This is a genomic window from Agromyces sp. NPDC058064 (genome assembly GCF_042885275.1).
Classification (GTDB): domain Bacteria; phylum Actinomycetota; class Actinomycetes; order Actinomycetales; family Microbacteriaceae; genus Agromyces.
On the sequence record NZ_JBHVSE010000002.1, the window covers coordinates 63,620 to 83,228 of the forward strand.

20 protein-coding genes are annotated in these 19,609 nt (G+C 72.6%); 10 read left to right on the forward strand and 10 right to left on the reverse strand.

What is annotated here, in order from left to right; all coding sequences use genetic code 11:
• Positions 1-16: 16 nt before the first annotated feature.
• From ACFVSL_RS06085 to ACFVSL_RS06095, 3 genes are all read right to left on the reverse strand, one after another.
• Positions 17-1,129, reverse strand: a complete 1,113-nt coding sequence (locus ACFVSL_RS06085) for a YbdK family carboxylate-amine ligase (protein ID WP_386939425.1) — start codon at positions 1,127-1,129, stop codon at positions 17-19.
• A gap of 93 nt (positions 1,130-1,222) precedes the next feature.
• Positions 1,223-1,681: a DUF2510 domain-containing protein gene (locus tag ACFVSL_RS06090; protein ID WP_386939427.1), complete on the reverse strand. Its 459-nt coding sequence runs from the start codon at positions 1,679-1,681 to the stop codon at positions 1,223-1,225.
• A gap of 50 nt (positions 1,682-1,731) precedes the next feature.
• Positions 1,732-2,277: a VanZ family protein gene (locus tag ACFVSL_RS06095; protein ID WP_386939428.1), complete on the reverse strand. Its 546-nt coding sequence runs from the start codon at positions 2,275-2,277 to the stop codon at positions 1,732-1,734.
• Positions 2,278-2,617: 340 nt separating this feature from the next.
• On the opposite strand from ACFVSL_RS06095, the gene ACFVSL_RS06100 reads away from it, so the two are divergent.
• Both ACFVSL_RS06100 and ACFVSL_RS06105 read left to right on the forward strand, forming a co-directional pair.
• Positions 2,618-2,821: a cold-shock protein gene (locus ACFVSL_RS06100; RefSeq protein WP_386939429.1), complete on the forward strand. Its 204-nt coding sequence runs from the start codon at positions 2,618-2,620 to the stop codon at positions 2,819-2,821.
• 174 nt (positions 2,822-2,995) lie between these two features.
• Positions 2,996-3,343, forward strand: a complete 348-nt coding sequence (locus ACFVSL_RS06105; RefSeq protein WP_386939431.1) for a zf-TFIIB domain-containing protein — start codon at positions 2,996-2,998, stop codon at positions 3,341-3,343.
• A 72-nt stretch (positions 3,344-3,415) separates the two neighbouring features.
• Here ACFVSL_RS06105 and ACFVSL_RS06110 read toward each other — a convergent pair whose 3' ends face one another.
• Positions 3,416-4,255 carry an aldo/keto reductase gene (locus ACFVSL_RS06110; protein WP_386939432.1) on the reverse strand — a complete coding sequence of 280 codons (840 nt, stop codon included), beginning with the start codon at positions 4,253-4,255 and terminating at the stop codon, positions 3,416-3,418.
• A gap of 50 nt (positions 4,256-4,305) precedes the next feature.
• Complete coding sequence (locus ACFVSL_RS06115; protein WP_386939434.1) at positions 4,306-5,526, reverse strand: MFS transporter; 1,221 nt, start codon at positions 5,524-5,526, stop codon at positions 4,306-4,308.
• Positions 5,527-5,648: 122 nt separating this feature from the next.
• Between ACFVSL_RS06115 and ACFVSL_RS06120 the strand changes: the two genes are divergently transcribed.
• Positions 5,649-6,101 (forward strand): MarR family winged helix-turn-helix transcriptional regulator, encoded by a 453-nt coding sequence (locus ACFVSL_RS06120; protein WP_386939435.1) that lies wholly within the window; start codon positions 5,649-5,651, stop codon positions 6,099-6,101.
• A gap of 209 nt (positions 6,102-6,310) precedes the next feature.
• Here ACFVSL_RS06120 and ACFVSL_RS06125 read toward each other — a convergent pair whose 3' ends face one another.
• Positions 6,311-6,736, reverse strand: coding sequence for a VOC family protein (locus ACFVSL_RS06125; protein WP_386939437.1), 426 nt, complete (start codon positions 6,734-6,736; stop codon positions 6,311-6,313).
• 278 nt (positions 6,737-7,014) lie between these two features.
• On the opposite strand from ACFVSL_RS06125, the gene ACFVSL_RS06130 reads away from it, so the two are divergent.
• The 3 genes from ACFVSL_RS06130 to ACFVSL_RS06140 are packed head-to-tail and all read left to right on the forward strand — an operon-like array spanning position 7,015 to position 8,375.
• On the forward strand, positions 7,015-7,443 hold the full coding sequence (locus ACFVSL_RS06130) for an ArsR/SmtB family transcription factor (RefSeq protein ID WP_386939438.1): 429 nt from the start codon (positions 7,015-7,017) through the stop codon (positions 7,441-7,443).
• Positions 7,440-7,910, forward strand: coding sequence for an SRPBCC family protein (locus tag ACFVSL_RS06135; RefSeq protein ID WP_386939440.1), 471 nt, complete (start codon positions 7,440-7,442; stop codon positions 7,908-7,910). Before ACFVSL_RS06130 ends, ACFVSL_RS06135 begins: the two co-directional genes overlap by 4 nt.
• Positions 7,911-7,934: 24 nt before the next feature.
• The gene (locus ACFVSL_RS06140; protein ID WP_386939442.1) at positions 7,935-8,375 is read left to right on the forward strand and encodes a VOC family protein; all 441 of its coding nucleotides are present in this window, start codon (positions 7,935-7,937) and stop codon (positions 8,373-8,375) included.
• Between the two features lie 256 nt (positions 8,376-8,631).
• On the opposite strand, the gene ACFVSL_RS06145 is transcribed toward ACFVSL_RS06140, so the two are convergent.
• The 3 genes from ACFVSL_RS06145 to ACFVSL_RS06155 form a co-directional block, all read right to left on the reverse strand.
• Complete coding sequence (locus ACFVSL_RS06145; RefSeq protein WP_386939444.1) at positions 8,632-9,246, reverse strand: GyrI-like domain-containing protein; 615 nt, start codon at positions 9,244-9,246, stop codon at positions 8,632-8,634.
• 104 nt (positions 9,247-9,350) lie between these two features.
• A complete protein-coding gene (locus tag ACFVSL_RS06150) occupies positions 9,351-10,610 on the reverse strand; it encodes an MFS transporter (protein WP_386939445.1) in 1,260 nt (419 codons plus the stop codon).
• Between the two features lie 97 nt (positions 10,611-10,707).
• Positions 10,708-13,191, reverse strand: a complete 2,484-nt coding sequence (locus ACFVSL_RS06155) for a phosphoketolase (RefSeq protein ID WP_386939446.1) — start codon at positions 13,189-13,191, stop codon at positions 10,708-10,710.
• 115 nt (positions 13,192-13,306) lie between these two features.
• Here ACFVSL_RS06155 and ACFVSL_RS06160 point away from each other — a divergent pair, with 115 nt between their 5' ends.
• From ACFVSL_RS06160 to ACFVSL_RS06175, 4 genes are all read left to right on the forward strand, one after another.
• Positions 13,307-14,227: an AEC family transporter gene (locus tag ACFVSL_RS06160; protein ID WP_386939447.1), complete on the forward strand. Its 921-nt coding sequence runs from the start codon at positions 13,307-13,309 to the stop codon at positions 14,225-14,227.
• Between the two features lie 46 nt (positions 14,228-14,273).
• Positions 14,274-15,032, forward strand: a complete 759-nt coding sequence (locus ACFVSL_RS06165; RefSeq protein ID WP_386939449.1) for a DUF1353 domain-containing protein — start codon at positions 14,274-14,276, stop codon at positions 15,030-15,032.
• Between the two features lie 203 nt (positions 15,033-15,235).
• Entirely contained in the window at positions 15,236-15,937 is a 702-nt protein-coding gene (locus ACFVSL_RS06170) for an LGFP repeat-containing protein (RefSeq protein ID WP_386939451.1), read from the forward strand.
• A gap of 44 nt (positions 15,938-15,981) precedes the next feature.
• Complete coding sequence (locus ACFVSL_RS06175; RefSeq protein ID WP_386939453.1) at positions 15,982-18,528, forward strand: DEAD/DEAH box helicase; 2,547 nt, start codon at positions 15,982-15,984, stop codon at positions 18,526-18,528.
• Positions 18,529-18,541: 13 nt separating this feature from the next.
• On the opposite strand, the gene ACFVSL_RS06180 is transcribed toward ACFVSL_RS06175, so the two are convergent.
• Positions 18,542-19,438: an EamA family transporter gene (locus ACFVSL_RS06180; protein WP_386939454.1), complete on the reverse strand. Its 897-nt coding sequence runs from the start codon at positions 19,436-19,438 to the stop codon at positions 18,542-18,544.
• Between the last annotated feature and the right edge of the window lie 171 nt (positions 19,439-19,609).

Here is a 19,609-nt window from a genome sequence, read left to right on the forward strand (position 1 = left end):
GTCGGCGTCGAGCGCCTCAGTCCTCGGCCGTGAAGGTCGCCTCGTAGAGCTCCCGCAGCGCGGGCATCCCGCCCGAGGAGAACGCCCCGCGTTGCCGGGCGCCGCCGGTGCCCTCCTCGAGCAGGCGCTGGAAGCCGGTCGCCACGAGGGCGGCGTCGCCGCTCGCCTCGAGCGCGGGGGCGAGCAGCTCCCGGGTGCGGTCGAGCACCTCGGGGGCGGGGCGGAGCTCGCCGAGCACCGGATCGAGCACGAGCGAGTCGAGCCCGCTGTGCGCGGCGTGCAGCAGTGCTGCGTTCAGGAGCTCGGGGCCCGGCGCGGCCTCGTCGCTCGGCATGACCGCGTCGGCGGCGCCGAGCGAGACGTCGACGACGCTCTCGACGAGTGCGCGGCACAGGGCCGCGAGCAGCACGGCCGACCAGGCCTCGAGCTGGGCGTCGGCCACCCGCACCTCGACGGTCGGCACGTGCACCGAGAGCCGGGCGTTCCACATGATGATCGCGCGGTCCTTCATGCCGCCGACCCCGACGAGCCGCTCGAGCCGCCGGTCGTAGTCGGCTCCGTCGCGGAACTCGGGCGGGCACCCCGTCGTCGTCCAACGACGCTGCCCGACGTTCCGCCAGCTCTCGTAGCCGGTGTCGTGACCGCGCCAGATCGGCGAGTTGCCGGTGAGCGCCGACATCAGGGGCAGCCAGTTGCGCACGACGTTCAGCGCGCGCACGCCCTGGTCGCGGTCCTCGATCCCGGCGTGCACGTGCAGGCCCTGGATCTGGTGGTCGGCGATCACGCCCTGCATGTCGTCGACGATGCGCTGGTACCGGGGCGTGTCGGTGATCGTCGGGAACGGCAGCGCGTCGGGCGGGCAGCCGACGCTCGCGGCGACCACGCCGAGCTGCTCCGCCTCGGCGGCGACCTCGCGGCGGAATCCGACGAGGGCCGCCTGCGCCTCCGCCATGCTCGTGAAGACGGCCGAGGCGTGCTCGACCTGTGCGGCGAGGAACTCGCGGTGGGCGAGGGGCCGCCAGCGCGGATCGGCGGCGAGACGCGCGAAGGCGCGGTCGGCCACGTCGGCCGGGCGCAGCGTCTCGCGGTCGAGGAAGACGAACTCCTCCTCGATGCCGAAGGTGGTCATCGAGATCCCCCTCTCGCTGCTCACACTCTCAGCCCGCCGGTCGCCGTTCGTCAAGGGCTTGTCGCGGCGCCGGCGCCCCGGGTCGAGGGATCCTCAGAGAATCAGCAGCATCGCGACGCTCGACGCGAGCGCCACGACGATCGAGCCTGCGACGAGGGCGACCGCGACGATGATCACCACGCGCCCGCGGGGGAGTCGGTCGCCCGAGTGCACCGGCCGGGTCGCGAACGGCGATGCGGATGCCGCGGCGCCGCCGAGCGGCGTCGGCACCGTCGTGTGCTCGGGCACGAGGCGCATGGTCTGCATGAGGGGCTGGTCGAGCTCGTCGGCACCGTCGTGCGCGGCGAACGCGAAGACCGGCGAGGGGGCGAACGCCGGCGCGGGCGGAAGGGCGGGCGCGGGTGCCTGCGCGGTGACGAGGGGGTGCGCCGGCGCCGGGACCGGCGCGGCCGCCTTCTGCGCCGTGTGCGGAGTCCAGCCGCGGCCGTCCCAGTAGCGCAGCCACGTGGCATCCGCCTCGTCGTCGTACCAGCCGGCCGAGCGCTCAGCCATTCGCGGCCGCGGCGTCGGGGATGGTCATCCGCCCACTGTACGGCCGCGCGTCAGGCGGCGCGATCGGCAGGACTCCCCATGGCGGCGAACACGGGTTCGTGGTCGTGCGACGCGGCCTCGGCGTCGTCGCCGAACAGGTCGTCGTGGCCGAGCGCGGCCACCGGAGGGATGACCGCGGCGGCGACCGCCCCGGCCCGGCGCACCATGCGCGCGGCCATGACGAGGACCACGCCGAGCACGGTGCCGGCCGTGTTCATGACGAGATCGCGGGGGTCGGAGATGCGATCGGGCTCGGGCACCTGGATGAGCTCGATCACGGTCGTGAAGGCGAAGCCGGCGACGAACGCGAGCGGCCAGGCCCGCCGGGGGAGCAGGAGCGCCGCGAGCACCCCGACGGGGATGAACAGCGCGACGTTGAACGCGATCTCGGCGAGGTAGCCGGTCGTCCACGTCACCGGGGCCGTCCACGCGTCGGGGTTCAGGATGCCGCCCTCGAGCTGGTTGCCGGCCGTGCGCCACGGTGCAGGACCGACGGTCACCCACAGCACGAGCGCCGCATACGCGGCAGCGACGAGACCGAGGGGGCGGCGATCCATGGGCCGATTCTCCTCCTTCGAGGCTTGGAACGGGCTGGATTCCCGCAGGGAGTCCGATTCGAACGTCACAATCCGGTCGCGACCGGTGTGCTGCGGCGCAGAAGTCGATAAGGTATCTTCACTGATTCCTCCATCAAGCGGGCGCCTGCCCGCGCCTCCATTCGATTGCCCGGAGGCGGACCGATCCGCGTGGCATGACCCGATACGAGACGGCGGATGCCTGCTTGGCCCTCCGCCCCTCGCCCCCGCTCCGTCTGGCAACCTGCCGTGCGGGGCAGCGGTCGACCGTCGATCGCATCGGGCTTGCAGCAGCGGCCCATAAGGACAGAAGGACAGCAGTATGGCAACCGGAACCGTCAAGTGGTTCAACGCCGAAAAGGGCTTCGGCTTCATCGCCCCCGACGACGGCTCGGCCGACGTCTTCGCGCACTTCAGCGCGATCTCGGGCAGCGGCTACCGCTCGCTCGAAGAGGGCCAGAAGGTCGAGTTCGACGTGGCGCAGGGCCCGAAGGGCCTGCAGGCGGAGAACATCCGCGGCCTCTAAGGTCGGCAGTCGAACGCCGTCGCAGCCTCGTGCTGCGGCGGCGTTCGTCGTATCCGGCGGACTTCACAGATTGGTTCCCTAGAGTCGGAGCCGTCGAACCGCGACGACTCGCGCGCAGTGCGCGAGCGCCGAACAGTCCGATCGGTCCCGGTCGGCCCCGAAGGAGGAGCCCCCATGCAGTGCCCCAGTGACGGAAGCGTGCTCGTCATGAGCGAACGCAGCGGCATCGAGATCGACTACTGCCCGACGTGTCGCGGCGTGTGGCTCGACCGCGGCGAGCTCGACAAGATCGTCGAGCGGGCCGGCCGCGAGTTCGGCGGTGCACAGGCCGCCCCGGCCGCCCCGGCCGCGCCGCAGGCGCCGCCCGCGCCCCCGCAGCAGCCGGCCTACGGCCAGCAGGCCTACCAGCAGCCCTACGACAACCGCGGCTACGACAACCGGGGGTACGACAACCGCGGGTACGACCAGGGCTACGGCCGCAAGAAGAAGAAGGAGAGCTGGCTCTCCGAGCTCTTCGACTGAGCGTGCGAACACGAATGCCGCGCCGGCCGCCCGAGGGCGACCGGCGCGGCATTCGTCGTCGGTGCGGCCCGATCAGGCCGCATTGAACTCGTCGGGGTGCGGGCCGGTGCGGCCGTCGCGCTCGAGCGCGTCGATCGCCGCCAGCTCGTCGGCCGAGAGCTCGAAGCCGAAGACGTCGAAGTTCTCGGCGATCCGGGAGGGCGTCACCGACTTCGGGATCACAACACGGCCCTGCTGCAGGTGCCAGCGCAGCACGACCTGCGCCGGGGTCGCGCCGTGGGCGGCCGCGATCGAGGTGACGGATGCCTCGCCGAGCACGGCGCCCTGCGCGAGCGGGCTCCACGCCTCGGTGACGATGCCGTGGCGGGCGTTCGCCGCGGCGGTCGCGCGGTTCTGCAGCGCGGGGTGGAGCTCGACCTGGTTCACCGCCGGGACCACGTCGGTCTCGGCGATCAGGCGCTCGAGGTGGGCGGGCTCGAAGTTCGAGACGCCGATCGCCCGAACGCGGCCGTCGGCGAGCAGGCGCTCGAGCGCTCGCCAGGTGTCGACGTAGCGCCCGCGCTCGGGCGTCGGCCAGTGGATGAGGTAGAGGTCGAGCCGGTCGAGCCCGAGCTTGCCGAGGCTCGCGTCGAACGCGCGCAGGGTCGTGTCGAAGCCTTGATCGGAGTTCCAGACCTTCGACGTGACGAACAGCTCGTCGCGGTCGAGGCCCGATTCGGCGAGGGCGCGGCCGACACCCGCCTCGTTGCCGTAGATCGCGGCGGTGTCGATGCTGCGGTAGCCCGCGTCGAGCGCCGCGGCGACCGCGGCGGTCGTCTCGGGGTCGGGCACCTGGAAGACGCCGAAGCCGAGCTGCGGCATCTGCACGCCGTTGTTGAGGGTGACGGCGGGCACGGTGGTGGTCGAGGTCATGGAGTCGCTTTCGTGGTCGGTGATCGTGCGGGGGTCGGGGGAGGTCGGGCTCATGCGGCGGGCACGGGGGTCGGGGAGGTCGCGGGGAGCGTCGGCGCCGAGGCATCCGCAGCCTGGGAGCGTCGTGCCGACGCGGCGGCGACGCCCATGACGACGAGGGCGGCGAGCGTGATCGCGGCACCGACCCAGATGGGCGAGGTGAAGCCGAGGCCGGCGGCGATCGTGAGCCCGCCCGCCCAGGCGCCGAGGGCGTTGCCGAGGTTGAAGGCCGCGATGTTGGCGCCGGAGGCGAGCGTCGGCGCATCCGAGGCGTAGCGCATGATGCGGCTCTGCAGGCCGGGCACGGTGCCGAAGCCGAAGGCGCCCATGAGCACGAGCAGCACGATCGTGGCGACCGGGCTGAACGCGAGCCAGGCGAAGAGGGCGAGCACGACGACGAGCGCGCCGATGAAGGCGAGCAGGGTGCCGTCGATCGAGCGGTCGGCGAGTCGCCCGCCGGCCCAGTTGCCGACGACGAGGCCGGCGCCGAAGAGCACGAGCAGCCACGGCACGGCACCTGCCGCGAAGCCGCTGACCTCGGTCAGGGTGTACGCGATGTAGGTGAAGGCGCCGAACATGCCGCCGAAGCCGAGCACGGTGACCGTCAGCGAGAGCCAGACCTGGCCCGAGCGGAAGGCGCCGAGCTCGCGGCGGAGGCTCGGGGCGGCGGCGTCGCCTGCCGATCGGGCGGGCTTCGGCACGAGCACCGCGATGCCGATGAGGGCGAGGACGCCGATGACCGAGATCGCCCAGAAGGTCGCGCGCCAGCCGTACTGCTGGCCGATGAAGGTGCCGAAGGGCACGCCGAGCACGTTCGCGGCGGTGAGGCCGGTGAACATGATCGCGATCGCGCCGGCGGCCTTCTCGGGGGCGACGAGGCTCGCGGCCACGACCGAGCCGATGCCGAAGAAGGCGCCGTGGCAGAGCGCGGCGATGATGCGGCCGCTCATCATGAGCTCGTAGCTCGGGGCCATCGCCGAGACCGCGTTGCCCGCGATGAAGAGGACGAGCAGGCCCATGAGCACGGGCTTGCGGGGGAGGCGGGTGGTCGCGGCGGTGAGGCCGAGCGCGCCCACGACGACCGCGAGCGCGTAGCCCGAGATGAACCAGCCGGCTGCGGCTTCGCTCACGCCGAAGTCGGCGGCCACCTCGGGCAGCAGGCCCATGATGACGAACTCGGTGAGCCCGATGCCGAAGCCGCCGATGGCGAGTGCGATGAGGCCGAGTGGCATTGCGCGTTCTCCTGATACAGTGGAAGACAATTAGTTGCAAACGCGTTCTATTGCGTGAGCGACGTTAATACTTGCACACGCAAATACAAAGCGCAAGCAACTATATTCCGGAGGAGGGCAGCATGGGCATCGCCGACGACGCCGTCGAGGTGCGCGCACAGGGCTGGCGCACGCTCGCCGCGCTGCACGGGCTCATCGAATCCGAGCTCGAACGCGCACTCGGGGCATCCGCCGATCTCTCGGTCGTCGAGTACACCGTGCTCGACGCGCTCAACCGGCAGGACGGCTGGCACATGCGCATGCAGCAGCTCGCCCGCGCGACGGCGCTCAGCCCGAGCGCGACGACGCGCCTCGTCAATCGCCTCGAGGACCGCGGCCTCCTCACGCGGATCCTCTGCGCCGATGACCGACGTGGCATCTACACCGAGCTCACGCCGGCCGGCCGGGCGCTCTACGAGGAGGCCCGCCCCACCCACGACGCGACCCTCGAGCGCGTGCTCGCCGAGGCGGCCGGGCAGCCCGAGCTGGCGCCGGTGGTCGACGCCCTGCACGCCGCGGTGCCCGTCGCGGGCTGACGCCGGCGCTCGGTTCCGGCGCCTCGCGCCGGCGTTCGGCTCCGGCGTTTCGCGCCGGACGTCTCGCTCCGGCTCTCGCCACGTCTTCGGCGATCGCCGCTGATTCGGGCGGACTCACGGGTTCGCGTCCGAATCGGTGGTGATCGCCGAAGCAGCGCGCCCGGGGGATGCCCGGGCGCGCTGCTTCCGCGGAGTCGGCGGGTGCGGGCTCAGCCCTGCCCGGGACCCCCGATGTTCACGAGCCAGGTCACGCCGTGGCCGTCGGTGCACATGCCGAACGCATCGCCCCAGGGTGCGACCTCGAGCGGCACGATCTCCGAGCCCGAGGCCAGCAGCTTCTCCCAGTAGCCGCGCAGCGTCGCGTCGTCCTCGTAGCCGCCCGAGAGCGACACCGAGATGTTGCTCGCCCCGGGCTGCGGCGGCATGTGGCTCGGGGTGTCGGCGGCCATGAGCACGATGCCCCCCTCGCCCTCGAGCTGGCCGTGCATGACCTTGTCGGCGTCGGCGGGGTCGTCGGCCTGACCGAACTCGGCGAAGGTGCTGACGGTGAGCTCGCCGCCGAAGACCGAGTGGTAGAACTCGAGTGCCTCGCGCGCGGTGTCCTGGAAGTTGATGTAGGGGTTGAGCCGTGCCATGGTGCGTTCCCTTCGACTGGGTGAGCGATCAGTGCCGATGATTCTCGTCCCGTCGCCGCGCCGCAAGCCCCGATTCGCGTCGCCCCCGGGTGCCTCGTTCTGTCGAACGGGTGACCCTGCATGCTCCGCGGTGCGAGCCGCGCCGGGATCCGCTCCGCGACCGGAGGCTTCGTGCGCCGCTTCGCGGTGTCGTTCAGAAGGGTCTTGACCGCGGCATCCGATCGTCGTATCTTGTAATCAATCAAATGGTTGATCAATGAATCGGTTGAGGAGGCATGATGATCGTGGACCCGAGCTCGGACGACCGGCTCGACCGTGCGTTCATGGCCCTCGCCGATCCGGTGCGCCGGCGCATCATCGCCCGGCTCAGCCGGGGGCCGGCGACCGTCAACGAGCTCGCCGACCCGTTCGAGATCAGCAAGCAGGCCGTCTCGAAGCACATCCAGGTGCTCGAGCACGCGGGTCTCGTCACCCGCACTCGCGACGCGCAGCGCCGCCCGGTGCACCTCGACCCGGCGGCGCTCGAAGCCCTCACCGCGTGGATCGACCGTTACCGGCTGATCCACGAGCAGCAGTTCCGCTCGCTGGACGCGCTGCTCGCCGATGACCGCGGCACGAACGCCGCGGCATCCACCGCCGACCGGGTCGGCGACCCTCTCGAGCGCGGCCGGCCGGCCGCGCCCCAGACGAAAGAGACAGAGCAATGACGAACCCCGTCACCATCACCGCCCCCGAGGGGCTGCCCTTCATCGACACCGAGCGCGAGTTCGACGCCCCCGTCGAGGCGGTGTTCAACGCGCACCGCGACCCTGCCCTCGTCAGGCAGTGGCTCGGGCCGAACGGCTACGAGATGAACATCGAGCGGTGGGACTTCGTGTCGCAGGGCGGCTACCGCTACGTGCACACCGACACCGACGGCGCCGACTGGGCGTTCAACGGCACCTTCCACTCGGTGCGCGAGAACGAGCTCGCGATCCAGACCTTCGAGTTCGAGGGCTACCCCGACGTCGTCGCGATCGAGTCGATGACCTTCGAGGACCTCGGCGGTGGTCGCACGAAGCTCCGCATCCACTCGGTCTATCCGACCGTCGAGGCCCGCGACGGCATGGTCGCGAGCGGCATGGAGACCGGGCTCACCGAAGGCTACGCGCGCCTCGACGCGCTCGTCGCCTGAGGCCCGGCCTGAAGGGAGCAGATCATGGACTGGACGCTCGAAGTCGTCATCGTGCCCGTGTCCGACATCGACCGGTCGATCGAGTTCTACCGCGACCGCGTCGGCTTCGAGCTCGACCACCACACGGTCACCGAGCACGCGGAGTTCGCGCAGTTGACCCCGCGCGGGTCGGGCTGCTCGATCGTCATCGGCTCGCTGCCCTCGCAGAAGGAGATGGCGCCCGGCTCGCTCAAGGGCGTGCAGCTCGTCGTCGCCGACGCCGAGGCGGCCCGTGCCGAACTCCTCGAGCGAGGGGTCGATGCGGGGCCGATCCAGGTGATCGACCCGCGCGATGGCGGCACCTTCTTCGGCTTCGCCGACCCCGACGGCAACACGTGGGCGGTGCAGCAGATCAAGGCGAGGGCCGAGCACCCGCTCATCCCGGTCGAGGCGCGTCAGCGCTTCGGCGCCGAGCAGGAGGCCTGAGCCGGGCCCGCCGCGCCGGCGCCGGGTGCGGCGGCGCCGAGCGCGGCGCCACAGCCTCGGAGATCGCCACGACTTCGGACGGATTCGCGAGGATCGCCCGATCGAGTGCCGATCTCCGAGGCTGTGGCGTGCCGAGGGCGGAGAGCCGACGCGGGTTGCGGCGCGGGTTGCGGCGCAGGCGCGGGTTGCGGCGCAGGCGCGCGCTGCGGCGCGGGCGTGGGTTGCGGCCCAGGTGCGGCGCCCGGGACGGGCCCGCTCAGCCGCGGGCGACCGGCTGCCGCAGGATCGTGCGGAGCTTCTCGGGCGCCGAGCGACGCGGATCGCCGAAGTACACCTCGTGATGCCGTCCGTTGAAGCGCAGGCCCTCGGCGGGCATGAACTCGTCGTGCAGGCGGGCGAGCGTCGGGCCCTCGTCGTCGTAGGAGCCGCGGTGCAGCGTCTGCACGCAGAGCCCCTCGTCGATGGTCTCGAACCGCAGCCGCTCGACGGCCGGCGCCTTCGCGAGTGCCGTGGCGACGGCGGCCTCCTGCAGCTCGGGCGTCAGCCAGTCGGGCTGCCAGATCATCATCGTCCAGCTCCACGCCGACTTCTCGCGGGTCACGAACGTCGTGGGGTCGGCCGCGCTCCACAGGCCCTCGAGCGGGCCGACCACGTAGTCGCGATCGAGCTCGCGCTTGCTGCGGAACTTCGCCGCGTACGAGACGGCGTAGAGCGCCTCGACGGCGGCGACGTACTCGGGCACCGTGTTCGGGTCGCCCCGGCCGTCGACCGTCGCGTAGCGCAGCGGCGGCACCTCGACGAGGTCGAAGCGACCGTGCGCGGCGGTGTAGCTCGGGATCTCACGTTTCGGGTCGAACTTCGTCGTCGCCATCACCCCATTCTTCCCACCGCCGCCGACACCCACCGCCGCCGACACCCACCGCCGCCGACACCCGCCGCCGCTGACACCGCCGCCGGCATCCCCGGGGCCGCGGGTCAGGCGTCGACCGCGGCCGTCGGCGAGGTCGGGGTCGCCGACTCCGCCGCGGTCGCAGCGGGCCGGCGCCGTGCCTGCCCCGCGACCGCGAGGCTCAGGATGATCACGGCGCCCACCACGAGCAGCGCCGAGCGGGCGCCCACCTCGTCGGCGAGCAGCCCGAAGAGCGGGGGAGCCGCGAGCGACGAGATCGTCGAGAACGAGGTCACGACCGAGACCCGCTGGCCGGCCCGGGCGGGGTCGTCGGAGGCCGCCGAGATCGCGATCGGGTTGCCGAGCGCCGTGCCGCAGCCCCAGAGCACGAGGCCGACCCACGCCCAGGCGAGATCGGGGCCGAAGACGAACAGCAGGAGGCCCGCGAGCGAGGACAGCCCGGAGGCGCGCAGCACCGCGACGCGCCCGAAGCGGTCGATGAGCCCGGTGCCGACGAAGCGGAACACCGTCATCGCGCCGACGAACGTGCCGTACGCCATCGCGCCGGTCGCCTCCGCGGCGGCGAAGCCGTCGACGACCGCGAGCGAGATCCAAGTGGTCGCCGCGCCCTCGGCGAGCGAGGCCGCGAGCAGCACCACGCCGAGCAGCAGCGTGCGCGGCTCGAGCCACGCGCCGAGCGCCGACCGCACGGCGTCGCGGTTGCGCTGACGGGTCGAGACGGCGTCGATGGAGCCGGTCGCGGTGGTGACGGGCGCACGGGGCGTGAGCCGCGTGGCAGGTGCGACGAGGAGCGCACGCAGCACGGTCACGACGGCCGTGACGACGACGATCTGCAGCGCGACGTGCGCCCCGGCGAACGCGAAGGCCGCCGCGACGAGCGCGCCGAACGCGGCGCCGATCGAGAACGCGGCGTGGAACTGCGGCAGCACCGCCCGGTCGAGCCGCTGTTCGACGGCGGCCGCGTTGATGTTGATCGGCACGTTCACGAGCGCACCGCACACCCCGTTGATCGCCATTCCGGCGATGAAGAAGCCGAGTCCGAGACCGATCAGCCCCGCGGCATCCAGCCCGAAGCCGACGACGTTGCCGACGATGCCGGCGATGAGCACGTTGCGGCTGCCGAAGCGGGCGATGATCGCGCCGACGGTGAGCGCACCGGCGAGCGAGCCGAGGCCGCCGATGATGAGGAGCGAGCCGAGCTGCAGCGAGGAGAGCTCGAGCGCGTCGCGGATCGACGGCATGCGGCTCATCCAGGAGACCTGGATGAGGCCGAACAGGGCGAACTGGGCCATGAGCGCCCAGCGGGCTGAGGTGACGGTCGGCATCCGTCGAACGTAGCAGTAAGGAATCCTTACCCGACGGCGGGATCCGGCCATCGAGGCGGGACATCCTGCCGCCGTGGCAGATTCTCGTGGTCGCCGTTCAGTCGCCGGATCGCGGCGCGAACCGCCAGCCGGTGATCCACTCCGGGTCCTCGCCGTGCTCGTACGCGTACGCCCGCGCCCGCGTGCGCGCGTCCTGCCACTCCGCGACGAGCTCGGCGACCCCGGCTCTCGAGGCGAGCCCCGGCACCCGGCGCACGACGTCGAGCGCGAGCCGGTACCGGTCGAGGTCGTTGAGGTGCAGCATGTCGAACGGCGTCGTCGTCGTGCCTCGCTCGGCGAAGCCGCGCACGTGCAGGTCCGCGTGGTTCGTGCGCCGGTACGCGAGCTGGTGGATGAGCGACGGGTATCCGTGGAACGCGAAGATCACGGGCGCCGAGCTCGTGAAGATCGCGTCGAACGCTTCGTCGGTCAGGCCGTGCGGGTGCCGCGAGAGATCCTGCAGTCGCATGAGGTCGACGACGTTCACGAGCCGCACGCGCAGCTCGGGGAGGCGCTCGCGCAGCAGCTGCGCCGCTGCGATCGCCTCCACGGTGGGCACGTCGCCCGCGCAGGCGATGACGACGTCGGGCACGGATGCCGCGGGGTCGCCCGCGTCGAACCCGGGCTCGTTGCCCGCCCACGGCCAGACCCCGAGCCCGGCCTCGACGTGCGCGTCGGCCTCGTCGGGAGAGAGCCACTGCTGCTGCGGCTGCTTGCCGGCGACGATCACGTTGACGCGGTTGCGGGTGCCGAAGGCGTGGCGCATCGTCGCGAGCAGGGTGTTCGCGTCGGGCGGCAGCGCCACCCGCACGATCTCGGCCTGCTTGTTGACGACGACGTTCAGGAACCCCGGGTCCTGGTGCGAGAAGCCGTTGTGGTCCTGGCGCCACACGTGCGACGAGAGGAGGTAGGTGAGGCTCGCGACGTCCTCCCGCCACGGCACCTCGCGGGCCGACTCGAGCCACTTCGCGTGCTGGTTGAACATCGAGTCGACGATGTGGATGAACGCCTCGTAGCTCGTGATGAGCCCGTGGCGCCCGGTGAGCAGGTAGCCCTCGAGCAGGCCCTGCATCAGGTGCTCGCTGAGCGCCTCGATCACGCGGCCGCGCCGGGCGAGGTGCTCGTCGAGCGGGTGCAGCGCCTCGGCCCACACCCGGTCGGTGACCTCGAAGACCGCGCCGAGCCGGTTCGACAGCACCTCGTCGGGCCCGAACAGCCGGAAGGTCTCGGGGTTCTCGCGCATGACGTCGGCGAGCCAGGCGCCGAGCACCCGGGTGGCCTCGCCGGCGAGGCCGCGCGCATCGGACGCGACGTCGAGCGCGTGCGGCCGGGTCGGCGGGAGCTCGATCGGGCGCACGATGCCCGCGTTGGCGTGCGGGCTCGCACTCATCCGCAGCCCGCCCGACGGCCGCAGCGCGTCGAGCCCGGCCGCCGGACGGCCCGTCTCGTCGAACAGCTCCTCGGGGCGGTAGGAGCGCAGCCAGTCGTCGAGCATCGCGAGGTGCTCGGGGTTCTCGCGCACCTCGGCGAGCGGCACCTGGTGGGCGTGGAAGGTGCCCTCGACCTGCACGCCGTCGACGACGCCCGGACCCGTCCAGCCCTTCGGGGTGCGCAGCACGATCGCGGGCCACCTGGCCGCGCGCGACGCGAAGGCTCCCGCCGCGGCCTCCGCCCTGATCGCCGCGATGCGGTCGTACGCGACGTCGACCGCGTCGGCCATGCGCGCGTGCACCGCCATCGGGTCCTCGCCGTCGAAGCCGCCCGTGACGAGCAGCGGCTCGTAGCCGTTGCCCCGGAGGAAGTCGACGAGCTCCGGCTCGGGGATGCGCGCGAGCAGGGTCGGGTTCGCGATCTTGTAGCCGTTGAGGTGCAGGATCGGCAGCACCGCGCCGTCGGTCGCCGGGTCGAGGAAGGCGTGGCCCCGCCAGCTCGCGGCGAGCGGCCCGGTCTCGGCCTCGCCGTCGCCGATCACGCACGCGACGACGAGCCCGGGGTTGTCGAGCGCCGCGCCGTAGGCGTGCATCAGCGAGTAGCCGAGCTCGCCGCCCTCGTTGATCGAGCCCGGCGTCTCAGGTGCAGCATGCGAGGGGATGCCGCCCGGGAACGAGAACTGCCGGAACAGCCGCGCCATGCCCTCGCGATCGGCCGTGACCCGCGGGAACAGCTCGGAGTAGGTGCCGTCGAGCCAGGTGTTCGCGACCATCGCCGGCCCGCCGTGGCCCGGGCCGCAGACGTACAGCGTCGGGGTGCCGCGCTCGACGATCGCGCGGTTCAGGTGCGCGTAGACGAGGTTCAGCCCGGGCGAGGTGCCCCAGTGCCCGAGCAGGCGCGGCTTGACGTCGTCGCGGGCGAGCGGCTCGTCGAGCAGCGGGTTGCGCATGAGGTAGATCTGGCCGACGCTCAGGTAGTTGGCGGCCCGCCACCAGCGGTCGACGAGCTCGAGCGGTACGGCGTCGCGAACCTCGCCGGCCTCGCGAACCTCGCGAGAGGATGCCTCGGGCTCGTCGCCCGCTCGCACCGGTCGTCCGTCAGCTCCGGCCATCGTCCCACCCCGTTCGATCGTGCCCGCCACCCCGAGCCTAGGTCGGGCCCGCCGCCCCCGGCCAGCGTCCCGGTCGCCCGGGCGCGCCATCGCGACGCCGCTAGGCTCGATCGCGATGGGATCGGTCTTCACGGGGTTCGCGGTGATCGCGCTCGCCGTGTTCGTGGGATGGATCGCCGGGCGCACCGGCGTCGTGGGGTCCGAGGCGCGCCCGATCCTCGCCAGGCTCACCTTCAACGTGCTCGCCCCGTTCCTGCTGTTCTCGGTGCTCGCGACCGCCGACGTCGGCGCCCTCTTCTCCGTGCTGCTGCCGGTCTCGGCGCTGGCGGCCGTCACGATGATGCTCGTGTTCGGGCTCGTCGCCATGCTCGTCTGGCGGCGCAGCCTCGAGCGCACGGTGATCGGCTCGCTCGCATCGGGCTACGTGAACGGCAACAACTTCGGCATCCCGATCGCGGTCTACATGCTCGGCGACGCGGCGTACTCGGCGCCCATCGTGCTGCTCCAGCTGCTGCTCTTCGCCCCGGTCGCCCTCGCCATCCTCGGCGCCCGGGTCGAGGGGCGCACCTCCGCCCGCCAGATCGTGCGCGGCACCTTCACCAACCCGATCATCGTCGGCTCCCTCGCCGGGGTCGCCGTCGCGGTGTCGGGCCTCGAGCTGCCGCCGATCGTGCTCGAGCCGGTCGAGCTGATCGGCCACGCCGCCGTGCCCCTCATGCTCATCTCGTTCGGGCTCTCGCTCAACGGCCAGCGGATGCTCGCCGCAGGCAGCGGACGCCGCGAGGTGCTGCTGGCGTCGACGCTGAAGCTCGTCGTGATGCCCGCGACCGCGTGGCTGCTCGGGCGCTTCGTGTTCGGGCTCGACGACACCGCGCTCTACGCGGTCACCGTGCTCGCCGCGCTCCCGACGGCGCAGAACGTCTTCAACTACGCGCAGCGCTACGAGACCGCCGAGATCCTCGCGCGCGACACCGTGTTCATCACGACGCTCGGCTGCCTGCCGGTTCTGCTGGGGCTGGCGTTGCTGCTCGGGTGAGGTCGGCGGCGCGCGGCATGATGGGTCGCGAGCCCGAGGAGGCCGCATGCCCTTCCACACCGACGACGGCCATCGCCTCGCCGAGCTCGGGCTCGCGCAGCGCCCGGCCGACGCCGCGAGCTTCGAACTGACCGCGGCGATCGTCTACGTCGACCCCGAGACGGGCCGCAACTACCGGGTGCCGGCCCGCGGCGAGGCATCCGCCGCCCCGACCGACCTCGCCTCGGTGCCGAGCCCGCTCTGGGGGCTCATCGCGAGCTACGGTCGGCAGTCGGCGCCCGCCGTGCTGCACGACGCGCGGTCGCGGGCGGCGGCCGCGCTCGGCGACCGGCGTGCGGCGCTCGAGCAGCGCCGCGTGGACGACCGCGTGTTCCGCACGGCGCTCCGCGAGCAGGGCGTGCCTCGGCTTCGCGCCCGGCTGATGTGGGCGTGGGTGTCGGCCGATCGCGAGCGCGAGTTCGGCGGCGTTCCCGGATGGCTCGTGCTCGGCCAGTCGGTCGTCGGCGCGCTCGTGCTCGTCGCCGGCACGATCGCCGCGTTCTCGAACCCGCTCTGGCTCGTCGCCTGGCCCCTCGTCGGACTCGCCTCGCTCGTGCGCGGCCGGCTCGCGCCGCTCGTCGCGACGCTCACCTTCTCGCTCGCGCTGCTCGGGCCGCTCGTGCTCGTGCAGCTCGCCGCCCTCGTGCCGTTCCGGCTCGTCGAGGCCGCGGTCGAGCTCGTGACCGGCGGGCGGCCGGGCGACGTGTGGCGACCGACCGTGCGCGGCGGAGCCCGCGACGGCCGCGGCGGCGAAGATCAGGGTTAACCCTGATTCTCGGGCGTGCGTGCGCCCCTACGGTTGGAGGAGATCGCCGCCCGTGCACCGCAGGGGGAACTGTCAGCACGGAACCTCGGTGATCCCAGGCCGGCCAGCACCTCGTCCCGAACACGAGGTGCGGCCGGCTTCCCTGTTCCACCGGGCACGATCCCGGTTCGCGCACGATGCCCGAGCGAACGAGAGGATCGGCCATGGCCGAATGGATGACCGCGCCCGTCCGCGCGGAGCGCGTCGCCGGCGAGGGCGAGCACCGGCCGGCCGACCTCTTCCTGGTCGCCGTCGCCGCGATCGGTGCGAAGCGCGCCGAGCACGACTGGCTCGGCGCGCCGCGCGGCCGGCACGAACGCCTCGGCGACGGCCAGCAGTATCTGCGCCGCTTCGACGGGGGAGCCGTCTGCTGGTCGAGCCGCACGGGAGCGCACGAGGTGCACGGGCCGGTCGCCGAGCGCTGGGAGTCGCTGGGCGCCGAGGCCTCGCCGCTGGGCTTCCCGATCACGGACTCCGCAGCGATCGCACGGGCGGACGGCACGACGCGGGCCGGCGGCCACGCCCACTTCGAGGGCGGCTCGCTCTACTGGAGCCCCGAGCACGGCGCCTGCGTGGTGCGCGGCATGGTCCGCGACATCTGGGCCCTCCTGGGCTGGGAGCGCTCTGCGCTCGGCCTGCCCGTCGGCGACACCGAGCTCGACGACGACGGGCTGCTGTCGTGCCGCTTCGAGCACGGCCGCATCGCGTGGACGTCGTCGACGGGCCCGCTCGTCGAGATCTCCGCTGCCGGGGCGGCCGGGAGCCGAGCCGGCGAGATCGGCGCGCCGGCCGCCCCGATCCGGCTCGACCCGGCGACCGAGCGCCGGCTCGCCCGCGTGACGCCGGGATTCGCGCCGCCCGACTGAGCGGCGCGACCGGGGTGCGACCGCGCCCGTGACAGACTCGACGGGTGACTCAGCCCCTCCTCGACCGTGCCCCGCGCCCGTACGACGCCGACGCGATGTACGACGCCTTCGTCGAGTGGGCCGACGACCGCGGCTTCGCGCTCTACCCCGCGCAGGACGAGGCGGTCATCGAGATCGTGTCGGGCGCCAACGTCATCCTCTCGACGCCGACGGGCACCGGCAAGTCGCTCGTCGCGGTCGCCGCCCATGCGACCTGCGTCGCGCGCGGCGGGCGCTCGTACTACACGGCGCCGATCAAGGCGCTCGTGAGCGAGAAGTTCTTCCAGCTCGTCGAGATCTTCGGGGCGGCGAACGTCGGCATGGTGACCGGCGACAGCTCGGTGAACTCCGACGCGCCCATCATCTGCTGCACGGCCGAGATCCTCGCGAACCTCGCCCTGCGGCACGGCGCCGACGCCGAGGTCGACCAGGTCGTGATGGACGAGTTCCACTTCTACGGCGACCCCGACCGCGGCTGGGCCTGGCAGGTGCCGCTCATCACGCTGCCGCGGGTGCAGTTCATCCTGATGTCGGCGACCCTCGGCGACGTCGACGCGATCGCCGACGACCTCTCCCGCCGCACCGGCCGGCCGACCGCGCAGGTCACGGGCGTCGAGCGGCCCGTGCCGCTGCACTACTCGTACGCGAAGACCCCGGTGCAGGAGACCGTCGAGGAGCTCCTCGAGACCCGGCAGGCGCCGATCTACATCGTGCACTTCTCGCAGGCCGCCGCGATGGAGCGGGCCCAGGCGCTGTCGTCGATCCGGGTCGTCACGCGCGAGCAGCGCGACGAGATCGCGGAGGCGATCGGCGGGTTCCGCTTCACGACGGCGTTCGGCAAGACGCTGTCGCGCCTCGTGCGGGCGGGCATCGGCGTGCACCACGCCGGGATGCTGCCGCGCTACCGCCGGCTCGTCGAGACCCTCGCACAGCGCGGGCTCCTGCGGGTGATCTGCGGCACCGACACGCTCGGCGTCGGCATCAACGTGCCGATCCGCTCGGTGCTGATCACGGCCCTCTCGAAGTTCGACGGGCAGCGCATGCGACAGCTCAGCGCGCGCGAGTTCCACCAGATCGCCGGTCGCGCGGGCCGCGCCGGCTACGACACGGCCGGCACCGTCGTCGTGCTCGCACCCGAGCACGAGATCGAGAACGAGACGGCCGTCCGCAAGGCCGGCGACGACCCGAAGAAGCTCAAGAAGGTCGTGCGCAAGAAGGCCCCGGCCGGGTTCGTGACGTGGAGCGAGACGAGCTTCGACCGGCTCATCGTCGCCGTGCCCGAGGCGCTCACGCCGCACCTGAAGCTCACCGCGGCGATGCTCATCAACGTGATCGCACGGGGCGGCGACGTCGTCGGAGACATCCGCGCCCTCGTCTTCGACAACCACGAGGGCCGTGCGCGCCGCTTCGAGCTCGCGCGCAGGGCGCTCGAGATCCTGCGCACCCTCCGCGACGCCGAGGTCGTGGTGATCGCACCGACGGCCGACGCCTCGGCGCATCCCCTCGGCGTCGAGCTGCACCTCACCGTCGACCTCCAGCCGAACTTCGCGCTCAACCAGCCCCTGTCGCCGTTCGCGCTGGCCGCGATCGAGCTGCTCGACCCCCACGCTGCGCCGGGCACCGGCATCGCGACGGGGCACTACGCGCTCGACGTCGTCTCGGTCATCGAGTCGACTCTCGACGACCCGCGGCCGATCCTCTCGCAGCAGCAGTTCAAGGCGCGCGGCGAGGCGGTCGCCGCGATGAAGCAGGACGGCGTCGAGTACGAGCAGCGCATGGAGGCGCTCGAGGAGGTCACCTGGCCGAAGCCGCTCGACGAGCTGCTGCACCAGGCCTTCGAGACCTTCGCGTCGAGCCAGCCGTGGGTGCGCGACTTCGCGCTCTCGCCGAAGTCGGTCGTGCGCGACATGTTCGAGCGCAGCATGTCGTTCGGAGAATACGTCTCCCACTACCAGCTCGCCCGCAGCGAGGGGCTGGTGCTGCGCTACCTCTCCGATGCGTTCCGCGCGGTGCGGCAGACGGTGCCCGACGACGCGAAGGACGAGGAGCTGCTCGACGTCATCGAGTGGCTCGGCGAGCTCGTTCGCCAGGTCGACTCGAGCCTCGTCGACGAGTGGGCCGAGCTCGTCGACCCCTCGGCGCACCTGCCCGAGGACGAGCAGGCGGTCGTGCCCCCCGCTCCGCCCTCGGTGGTCACGAACCGCCGCGCCTTCACGGTGCTCGTGCGCAACGAGCTGTTCCGACGGGTGCAGCTCGCCGCTTTCGAGCGCGACGAGGAGCTCGCCGAGCTCGACCCCGAGGTCGACTGGCCCGGTGCGCTCGACCGCTACTACGACGAGCACGACGAGATCGGCACGGGGCCGGCGGCGCGCTCGCCGCGCCTGGTCGCGATCGACGAGTCGGATGCCTCGAGCGGAATCTGGCGGGTCGAGCAGACGATCGACGACCCCGCGGGCGATCACGACTGGCGCATCCGCGCGGAGGTCGACCTCGAGGCCTCCGCCGAGGAGGGCGCCGCGGTCGTCCGCGTGACCGAGGTCGTGCGGCTCTAGTCGCTCCGGGCCGTCAGGCGACCGCGAGCATGGCCGCCGAGGCGAGCGCGAGCACGAGGCCCGCCCACTGCACCGGGGCGATGCGCTCCTTCAGCACGATCGCCGCGAGCAGGATCGTGCCGGCCGGGTACATCGCGCCGAGCACGGCGGCGACCGCCAGCTCGCCGGCGCGGATGCCGAAGAGGATGAGCGCGTTCGCGGCCGCGTTGACGATCCCGCCCGCCGCGGCGAGGCGGATGCCCCGTGCCCGGTCCCGCGCGGCGAGGGCCGCGTCCGTCGGCTCGTCGGCGCGCGGCATCCCCGACCGCGTCGCCCGCGTGCGGAGGGCGAGGCCGCCGACGACGCCGAACATGATGACCGCGGTGACCGCGCAGTTGACCGCCAGCGGTGCGAGCCCGCTCTCGTCGCCGGTGCGGTCGATGAGGATGAAGAAGGCGCCGATCGCGGTGCCCGAGCCGACGCCCATGACGATGCCGGTGACGCTCGGCCGCACAGCGCCGCGTTCGGGCACGAACCCGACGAGCACGACCGCGACGAGCGCGAGGCCGAGCGCCCACGGCGCGAGCGGGCCGAGCCGGGTGCCGGTCGCGAGCCCCCACAGCATCGGCACGATCGCCGAGACCACTGCGGTCAGCGGCGAGAGGATCGACATCGGCCCGATCGCGAGGCAGGCGTAGAGCAGCCCGATCGCCGCGGCGCCGGCCACGCCCGCGGCGGCGCCCCACCACAGGTCGGCGGCGGTCCACTCCCCGCCCGAGAGCGGGGTCGCGACCGCGAGGCCGACGAAGCCGGCGAGGGCGGCGACCGCGGTGGCGAGCACGGCGCCGATGCGCTTCGCGGCGATCCCGCCGAGGAAGTCCGCCGCTCCGAACACGAGTGCTCCGGTGAGCGAGAGGACGGCGGTGAGCATGGTGCTGTTCAGCGTATCGGCCTCGACCACTGCGCTCGGGCTGCTCATCCGTGCGGTTGCCCCCGCGGGTTCTGCTCATGTGAGCAAGCGCCGTGAATTCCGCGTGAAATCAGGGCGAGCGGGCGGTGTAAAGCCCTTGGCAGGGGCTCGGGGCGGACTTATGCTACGGAA